The organism is Streptomyces spongiae (genome assembly GCF_009377185.1).
GTDB lineage: Bacteria > Actinomycetota > Actinomycetes > Streptomycetales > Streptomycetaceae > Streptomyces > Streptomyces spongiae.
Genome location: NZ_VJZC01000064.1, coordinates 22,167 through 30,487, shown reverse-complemented (window position 1 = coordinate 30,487; position 8,321 = coordinate 22,167). Strand labels below are relative to the sequence as shown.

Sequence of the window (8,321 nt, the reverse complement as noted above, 5' to 3'; positions counted from 1 at the left end):
GGCAACGGCCGTCCGCCAGGGGCCCGGCGAACGCCGGGCCTCAGCGGTGGCCGCTACGGGCACTGTGCTGGTCACTTGACCCACAACTGCCCGACGAGCATGTAGAACTGCTTGCTGAACTGGTAGTTGCCGACCCGCTTCGACGTGAAGTCGATGATCTTCGGGTTGATCAGCGGGACGACCGGGGACTGCTTCATGATGTCCTGGTCGATCGCGCCCCACTGCTGGTCGGCGGCCTTCTGGTCGGTCTGCGAGGTCTTCAGCGCGGTCTGCATCCGGGCGTCGACGCCCTTGTCGCAGAACCCGGAGATGTTGATGCTGGAGTCGCTGCCGGGGTGGAACGAGGCGCAGGACAGCAGCACGTTGAGGAAGTCCGAGGCCGCCGGATAGTCCTGGTACCAGGACGTGAGGGCGAGCTGCACCTTGTTCTTGGTGTTCTGGATGTACGTGAACTGGATGTTCCCGGACAGCGGCTTGAGCGTCGCCTTGTACCCGAGCTCGTTCAGCAGGCTCTGCAGGTACTGGCCGATCGACTTGTTCACGTCGTCGTCCTGCACGACGATGCCGACCTCCTGCCCCGCCGTGCCCGACTTCTTCACCAGCTCCTTGGCCTTGGCGAGGTCCTGCTTCGACCAGGTCTTGCCGCCGCCCTTGGTGTACTGGCAGGAGTCGACGTGCCCGGGGAAGCCCGGCGGCAGGATCGTGCACGCGGGCGAGGCCAGGTTCTTGCCGCCGTACAGCCGCACCACGGCGTCGCGGTCCACGGCCCAGTTGATGGCCTGGCGCGCCAGCTTGTTGTTGAACGGCGCCATGTTCACGTTCAGCGTCGCGTACCAGAACGCGGTCAGCGGGTTCACATGCGCCTGCGAGGCGTACTTGGTGCCGATCTCGTTCAGGCGGTCGGCGGGCGGCGGGTCGTACATCCAGTCCGCCGTGCCGTTCTGGACGGCGGTCACCTCGGACTCCACGGTCTGCCCGAAGGAGTACTGGATCACGTCCGGGTAGCCCTGCGGCTGTCCCTCCCGCGACCACTCCTTGAAGTGCGGGTTGCGGACCAGCTTCAGCTGCCGGTTCGGGTCGTAGGAGGCCGCCATGTACGGGCCGGTGGACGGCAGCGGCTTGGTGCCCGCGTCCTTGGCGGGTGAGTCCTTCGGCAGGATGCTGGCGTGCGGGACGGCCAGCTTGTACGGGAACTCCGGGTCCGGCGCGGTGAGCTTGATGGTGACCGTGTCGGTCTTCGCGTCCCCGACCACGCCCTTGTCGAGCGTGCAGCTCGCGGGCTTCTTGAGGCAGGTGTCCGCTCCGACGATGCCGTTGTAGAAGGTGCCCGCCGTGGGGCTGGAGACCTTGAAGATGCGCTGGAAGGACGCCACCACGTCGTCGGTGGTCAGGGCCTTCCCGTCGGAGAACTTGATGCCCTTGCGGAGCGTGAAGGTGTACGTCTTCCCGCCGTCCGTGACCTTGGGCATGGCCTCGGCGAGGTCCGGTACGACGGTGAACGACTCCTGGCCGCCGACCTTCTTGAACGAGAGCAGCCCGTCGTACATCGACTGGTACAGCTGCCAGTACTGGAGCGTGTAGTTGACCTGCGGGTCGAAGCTGCCCGCGGCCGCGTGGGCGACGAGCTTCAGGGTGCCGCCCTTGTGCTGCGGCTGGAAGGCGGAGGAGCCGGAGCCCGAGGAGGACGCGGTCGGGCCGGAGGAGGAGCCGTCGTCGGAGGACGAACAGGCGGCGGCGGTCAGGGCGAGGACGACGGTGGCGGCGGCGAGCGCCCCCCGTCTCGTGCTGCGGGACATTGCAACGAACTCCCGTCAGGGGATCAGTCGGTGGAGTCGAGGAACGCGCCCACGACCCGGAGGTAGAGCTCTTCCTCCTCGATGTGCGGCATGTGGCTGGAGTGCTCGAACAGGTGCCAGCGCACATCCGGGATGTGGTCGGCGAAGGGACGGACGGTCTCCGGAGTCGCCTCGTCGTACCGCCCGGACACCAGCAGGGTCGGTACGTCGATCAGGTGCAGCCGGTCGACGACCGACCAGTCCTTGAGCGTGCCGACGACGTGGAACTCGTTCGGCCCGTTCATCGTGTGGTAGACGGTCGGGTCGGCGGCGATGTTGTCCCAAGTGGCCTGTACCTCGGGCGGGTTGGGGACCACGCGGCAGACATGACGCTCGTTGAAGACCTCCTCCGCCGCCTTGTAGTCGGGGTGGTCGGTGGTGCCGGCCTCCTCGTGGGCGAGCAGGGTGCGCTGGACCTCACGCGGGAGCGCGCCCCGCAGCTCGTGCGCCGCCGCGAGCCACAGCTCCATGGACGCCGGGGAGTTGGCGATGACCAGGCCGCGCAGCCCGGGCGGGCGCCGGACCGCGTGCTCGGCGGCGAGCATGCCGCCCCAGGACTGGCCGAGGACGTGGTACGCGTCTGCGATGCCCAGCGTCTTCAGCAGGTTGTCGAGTTCGTCGAGAAAGAGCTGGACGGTCCAGAAGTCGGCGCCCTCGTCGGGCAGATGGCTGGAGCGTCCGGTGCCCAGTTGGTCGTAGTGCACCACCTGGCGGCCCTGCTGGGCGATACCGGCGATGCGCAGGGTGTAGTCGTGACCGGCGCCGGGGCCGCCGTGCAGGACCACCAGGGGTGTCCTGCCCGGTTCGCCCGTGATCCGGTACCAGGTGGACCAGCCGTTGAAGTCGACGGTTCCGGTGTGGTTCGGTTCGGGGATCGCCACGGGAGTTCCTCCCGGACCGGCTGGGGGAGTCGAAGATCAGCCGGTCCTTGTCCGAAAAGAGGTGGGTGTGACGGGATGGCTGACATAGTGATTGGGTAAATGCTCAGTCCACAAGACCTTTTAGTGGCGCCGGGGCAAGTCGTAACGGCCTGTTTACGTGTCCGGTGTGCGTTTACCTGAGCGGCATCCGCCGCCCATGACCGTGCGGCGCCCGCCGCCGACCCGAGGAGGACAGCTGACCGAGGACGAGTTCGCGCGGATGCTCGACCGCGCCCTGTCCGGTGGCGCTCCCTCGCCCGAGCTGCGGCCCGTCCGCGTGGCCTCGGCGGTCGACGAGGTCTGCGACCGGCTGCTGACCGCGATCGCCGTCGGGGACTTCCTGCCGGGCGAGCGGCTGCCGGTCGAGCGCGAGCTGACCGGACTGCTGGGGGTGAGCCGCCCCACCGTGCGCGAGGCTGTCGGCCGCCTCCAGGCCATGGGTGTCATCGAGATCCGCCGCGGCCGCAACGGCGGGGCCTTCGTCCGCGAGAGCTGGAGCGAGTCCACCGCGGACGCGGTGCGCCGTACGCTGCTGCCCCGCTGGGAGGAGTTCGAGCAGCTCTTCGACCTGCGCGGGCTGGTGGAGGGCATGGTGGCCGCGACTGCCGCCCGCCGCCGACGGCCCGAGGACCTCTCTCCGATGCGAGAGGCCCTCGACGCCTACCTCGCCGCGACCAGCCCGCGCGAGGAACAGTTCGCCGACAGCGCCTTCCACCGCAGCATCTGCCGGACCACCCACAACCCGCACATCACCATGCTCAGCCGGGACCTGCTCACCCGGACCAGCCTCGGCTTCCCCGCGGAACCCTGGGGCAAGGGCGAGCGATCCCACTTCCACCGCGCCAGCGAGGACCACAAAGCCCTGTACGAGGCCATCGTGGCGGGCGAGCCCGAGCGCGCGGAGCGGATCGCCCGGGACCACTTCACGATCAGCGCCGACATGTTCCGGGACGTACTGGCCCGCGTACGCGGTACGGAACCGTCGTCCTGACGGTTACCCGGTACGGAACCGTCAGGACGGGTCAGGCCGTACGGGAGCCGGGTGCCACCGCCGCCGAAACGCCGGACAGCAGCGTCTCGCCCTCCGCGCCCCACCGGGAGGCGACCACCAGGTCACGGGCCGGGTCCACCCACAGCAGATGGCCGCCGCCGTTGCCTCGTGCACAGCGTCCCGTGGCCGGGGCGGTGGGCCACACCGTGCGGTCGTCGTTCAGCCACCAGGACAGACCGTAGTTCGGCTTGACCCGGCAGGGCGTCCACATCTCCTCGATCCAACGGGCGGACACGACCCGCTCCCCGCCCCACCGGCCACCGCGCAGACACAGGTGGCCGATCCGGGCGAGATCGAGCGCGCTGATCCACAGCCCGCCTCCCCAGTGCGCGCCACCGGACACCACGGGCACACGGGAACCGCCGACATCGGCGTACGAGGTGGCGTAGCCGTGCCACGACCAGGACTTCGAGGCACCGATCCGGTCCATGACCCGCTCCCGCAGCACCTCGGGCAGGGACCGGCCGAACAGCACCGTCAGCGCCAGGGCGGTGAGGTTCACGCGGACGTCGTTGTAGGCCCAGCCCTCACCCGGAGGCCCGCCCGCCGACTCCGTCCCCTCCCTGCGGCTCTGCGCGTCGACCGACGTCGGCTTCCCCCACAACTCGCCCTCCCACTGGCTCGTCTGCTCCAGCAGATGGCGCCAGGTGATCGCCCGCCCGTGCTCGTCCGCGAACTGAGGCAGACCGACGGCCTTCGACACCGGCTCGTCCAGGCACAGCAGCCCGTCGTCGTACGCGATCCCGGCCGCCAGTGCCAGAACGCTCTTCGTCGCGCTGTACGCCATCTCCTCGCGGTCCGGCTCGCCCCACGAGGCGATCACCGCACCGCGCCGCACGACGACGCCGCTCGCGCCCCGCCCGTCCAACAGCGGTCCGACGACGTCCCGGTGGGACACGTCGGACACCTGGGCGGCGAGATAGGACGCCATGTCACCGATACCGGGCACCGGCCGGGCGTGCTGCTCCCGCGCGGCCCGCGCCAGCGCGACGGCGTCGACACCGTCCCAGGGATCGCTGGGAACGGCACCGCTTTCCAGCGGTTCCAGGGTTGCGTACGTGCTCATCAAATGCCTCCCGAGGCTCTGTTACGGTGATCAGCATGTCCAGCCCCGAGTCAGACAGGCGTTAGCCACCGGTCGTCCGGTGGCTTTTTCCCACGCGCGCTGAAGAGTTGTTCCTCCGCTGTCCGCGCGTCGCCACCGGGCTGCCGGTCTCCAGGCCCTCCTGTCCTTTCGACGCGGTGCGTGGAGTACTCATGCCCATCCCTCTCTACCTGCTCGGTCTGGCCGTCTTCGCCCAGGGGACGTCCGAGTTCATGCTCTCCGGCCTGGTGCCGGACATCGCCGGTGACCTGCACGTGTCCATCCCGGCAGCCGGCGCGCTGACGTCGGCGTTCGCCGTGGGAATGATCGTGGGGGCGCCCCTGATGGCGATCCTCAGTCTGCGGTGGCCCCGGCGGCGGGCGCTGCTGGTCTTCCTGACCGCCTTCATGCTGGTGCACGTCATCGGCGCGCTCACCAGCAGTTTCGCTGTTCTCCTGGCCACACGGGCCCTCGGCGCGCTGGCCAACGCCGGGTTCCTCGCGGTCGGCCTCACCACGGCGACCGGCATGGTCGCGCCCCACCTCAAGGGACGGGCCACGTCCGTGCTGCTCGGCGGGGTCACCATCGCCTGTGTCGCGGGTGTTCCGGCCGGTGCCCTCCTCGGCCAGCTCTGGGGCTGGCGCTCGGCGTTCTGGGCCGTGGCCCTCGTCTGCGTACCGGCCGTCCTCGCCATCATGTGGGCGGTGCCGGACGCCTCGCCCTCCGGCTCCGCTCCGGGGGACGCACCCGGTGCGCGCCGTGAACTGCGGGCGCTGCGCGGGCCACGGCTGCTGGTGACGCTGGGTCTGGGCGCGCTGGTGAACGCCGCGACCTTCTGCACGTTCACCTACCTCGCGCCGCTCGCCACCACCGTGGCCGGTGTGGGCGAGGCGTGGGTGCCGGCCGTGCTGGCGCTGTTCGGCATCGGGTCGTTCGCCGGGGTCACCGTCGCCGGGCGGCTGTCCGACGCCCGTCCCGGGCTGGTCCTCGTCCCCGGCGGACTCGCCCTGCTCGCCGGCTGGTTGCTGCTGGCGGCCACCGCGGGCGACCCGGCGGTGGCGGTCGTGCTCGTACTGGTCCAGGGGACGCTCTCGTTCGGGGTCGGCTCGACGCTGATCACGCGGGCGTTGTACGCGGCGACCGAGGCGCCCTCGCTGGGCGGCTCGTTCGCGACCGCCGCCCTCAACGTGGGTGCCGCCCTGGGCCCGGCCCTGGGCGGCCTCACCATCGGCGCGGGTCTCGGCCACCGCTCCCCGGTGTGGATGAGCGCCCTGCTCGTGGCACTCGCGTTCGCCCTGGCGGGCCTGGCGGCCCGCCCCGGGACCAGGGGGAAGGCGGAGGTCAGCTGACGTCGGAGGCGTCCAGGCGGTACAGGCCGCTGTAGTCGCTCACGGCCGTGCCGTTCTTCTTGACCCAGGTCGCGATCTCGGAGTTCGCGCTTCCCTGGCCGCTGTCGCTGATGACGATGTAGTGCAACTTGCCGGCCCTCACCAGGCTCTTGAGCTTGGTGAGGGTCATGGCGTCGTCGCTGCCGGACCAGCCGCCCATGGAGATCACCGGCTCGCCGGACTCCAGGATGATCGACGACGCGGTCTGGTCGGTGGCCACCGCGACCAGCCAGGTGGCGCCGTCCTGGTTCTTCTTCAGGTACGAGATCATCTCGGAGGACACCTGGGTGCCGCCGCCCATGCCGCCACCGCCGCCGGACGGGCGCCGGCCCATGGCTTGCCCGCTGGAACTGCTGGAGCTGGAACCGCTGGAGGCGGCGTTCCCCGTCCCGCTCGGCGCGCTGCCGCTCGGGCGCCGGTCGCCACTCGTGCCGCCGCCCATGCCGCCGCCACCGCCCATGCCGCCACCGGTGTTCGGCCCGGCCGTCGGATTGGTGCCGTTGGTGCTCGCGGTCGTCGCCGCCGAGAGCGAGTACGCGGCGGGACCGGCCAGCAGGGCCACGACCGCCGCCAGCGCCGCGACGCCGACGAGTCGCTGCCGCTTCATGAACCGCCCGGCCAGCAACCCGATCACCGACACCGCACCCGCGACACCCATCACGATCTCCGCGACCGTGTAGAGCGTCCCCGAGCCCGACACCCGCTGGAGCAGCACGACCGCCCAGACAGCGCTCACCGCGACGCCGGCCGGCAGCACCCAGCCCCACTTCGCTGCCCCGCCCTCACGAAAGGCCCGGTACAGCATGACGCCGCCCGCACCGGCCAGGGCCGCGATCCCCGGGGCCATGGCGGTGACGTAGTACGGGTGGAACGTGCCCTCCGCGAGGGCGAACGTCAGGTAGTGCAGGACGAACCAGCCGCCCCACAGCATCAGGGCCGCCCGCCGGGCATCCGTACGAGGCGCCCGTCCCCGCAGCACCAGCCCGCCGACGAGGGCGACGAGCGCGAACGGGATCAGCCAGGAGATCTGGCCGCCCATGATCTCGTTGAACATCCGGTAGAGGCTCGCCTCGCCGCCGAAGCTCGCCCCGTTGCCCTGCGAGCCCACCGACGAACTGGCGCCGAGGATACGGCCGAAGCCGTTGTAGCCGATGACCAGGTCCCAGACGGTGTTGTCGGTCGAACCGCCGATGTAGGGGCGGGAGGAGGCGGGGATCAGGTCGACGACCACCATCCACCAGGCGCTGGAGACCACGAGGGCCACCGTGCCGACGGCCAGGTTGCGGATCCGCCTGCCCAGGGAGACGTTCGCGGCCCAGAGGTAGACCAGGAAGAAGGCGGGCAGGACGACGTACGCCTGCATCATCTTCGTGTTGAACGCGAAGCCGATCGCGACCCCGGACCACACCAGCGGCATCAGCCGTCCGGTGCGCACGGCCTTCATCAGCGCGGCCGCGCCGAGCAGCATCAGGAACACCAGGACCGGGTCGGGGTTGGTGTCGCGGTTGATGGCGACGGTGATCGGGGTGAGCGTCAGCGCGAGCGCCGCGATCGTGCCCGCCACCGGGCCGAAGTCCCGCTTGACCATGCGGTACAGCAGGGCCACGGACCCCACGCCCACCGCGACCATCGGCAGCGTCAACTGCCAGGTGCCGTAGCCGAACACCCGGGCCGACAGGCCCATCACCCACAGGGCGAACGGCGGTTTGTCGACCGTGATGAAGCTGCCCGCGTCCAGGGCGCCGAAGAAGAACGCCTTCCAGCTCTTGGTGCCGCTGTAGACGGCCGCGTTGTAGAAGGTGTTGCCGGTGAGGGAGGACAGGTTCCAGGCGTACAGGGCCGTGGCCAGCAGCAGGATCGCCCACAGGGCGGGGCGGGCCCAGCGCGGGTCGTCGGGGGCGCCGGTGAGGAGCCTTCGGGTCCGGGCGGCGAGTCCGGCCGGGGCGGGCGGTGCGACCCGGTGCCTGTCCTCCTGGGCGGGTACGGGCGGCGGGGCGAGGGCGGTCATGACGTGGACTCCAGGGTGTGCGAGGAGGCGTTGGC

The 8,321-nt window shown here is 70.6% G+C and carries 6 protein-coding genes; 2 read left to right on the top strand and 4 right to left on the bottom strand.

From position 1 onward, the window contains the following. Positions 1-71: 71 nt before the first annotated feature. Positions 72-1,796 carry an ABC transporter substrate-binding protein gene (locus FNH08_RS12450; RefSeq protein WP_152771534.1) on the bottom strand — a complete coding sequence of 575 codons (1,725 nt, stop codon included), beginning with the start codon at positions 1,794-1,796 and terminating at the stop codon, positions 72-74. A gap of 23 nt (positions 1,797-1,819) precedes the next feature. Continuing rightward, positions 1,820-2,716, bottom strand: coding sequence for a proline iminopeptidase-family hydrolase (locus FNH08_RS12445; protein WP_322724328.1), 897 nt, complete (start codon positions 2,714-2,716; stop codon positions 1,820-1,822). A gap of 196 nt (positions 2,717-2,912) precedes the next feature. Between FNH08_RS12445 and FNH08_RS12440 the strand changes: the two genes are divergently transcribed. Beyond that, positions 2,913-3,746: a FadR/GntR family transcriptional regulator gene (locus FNH08_RS12440; protein ID WP_228034067.1), complete on the top strand. Its 834-nt coding sequence runs from the start codon at positions 2,913-2,915 to the stop codon at positions 3,744-3,746. 31 nt (positions 3,747-3,777) lie between these two features. Here FNH08_RS12440 and FNH08_RS12435 read toward each other — a convergent pair whose 3' ends face one another. Then, positions 3,778-4,872 (bottom strand): serine hydrolase domain-containing protein, encoded by a 1,095-nt coding sequence (locus FNH08_RS12435; RefSeq protein WP_152771533.1) that lies wholly within the window; start codon positions 4,870-4,872, stop codon positions 3,778-3,780. Positions 4,873-5,063: 191 nt separating this feature from the next. Between FNH08_RS12435 and FNH08_RS12430 the strand changes: the two genes are divergently transcribed. Continuing rightward, on the top strand, positions 5,064-6,239 hold the full coding sequence (locus FNH08_RS12430; protein ID WP_152771532.1) for a Cmx/CmrA family chloramphenicol efflux MFS transporter: 1,176 nt from the start codon (positions 5,064-5,066) through the stop codon (positions 6,237-6,239). On the opposite strand, the gene FNH08_RS12425 is transcribed toward FNH08_RS12430, so the two are convergent. Next, the gene (locus FNH08_RS12425; RefSeq protein ID WP_152771531.1) at positions 6,232-8,286 is read right to left on the bottom strand and encodes an ArnT family glycosyltransferase; all 2,055 of its coding nucleotides are present in this window, start codon (positions 8,284-8,286) and stop codon (positions 6,232-6,234) included. The two genes, FNH08_RS12430 and FNH08_RS12425, sit on opposite strands and share 8 nt — an antisense overlap. Between the last annotated feature and the right edge of the window lie 35 nt (positions 8,287-8,321).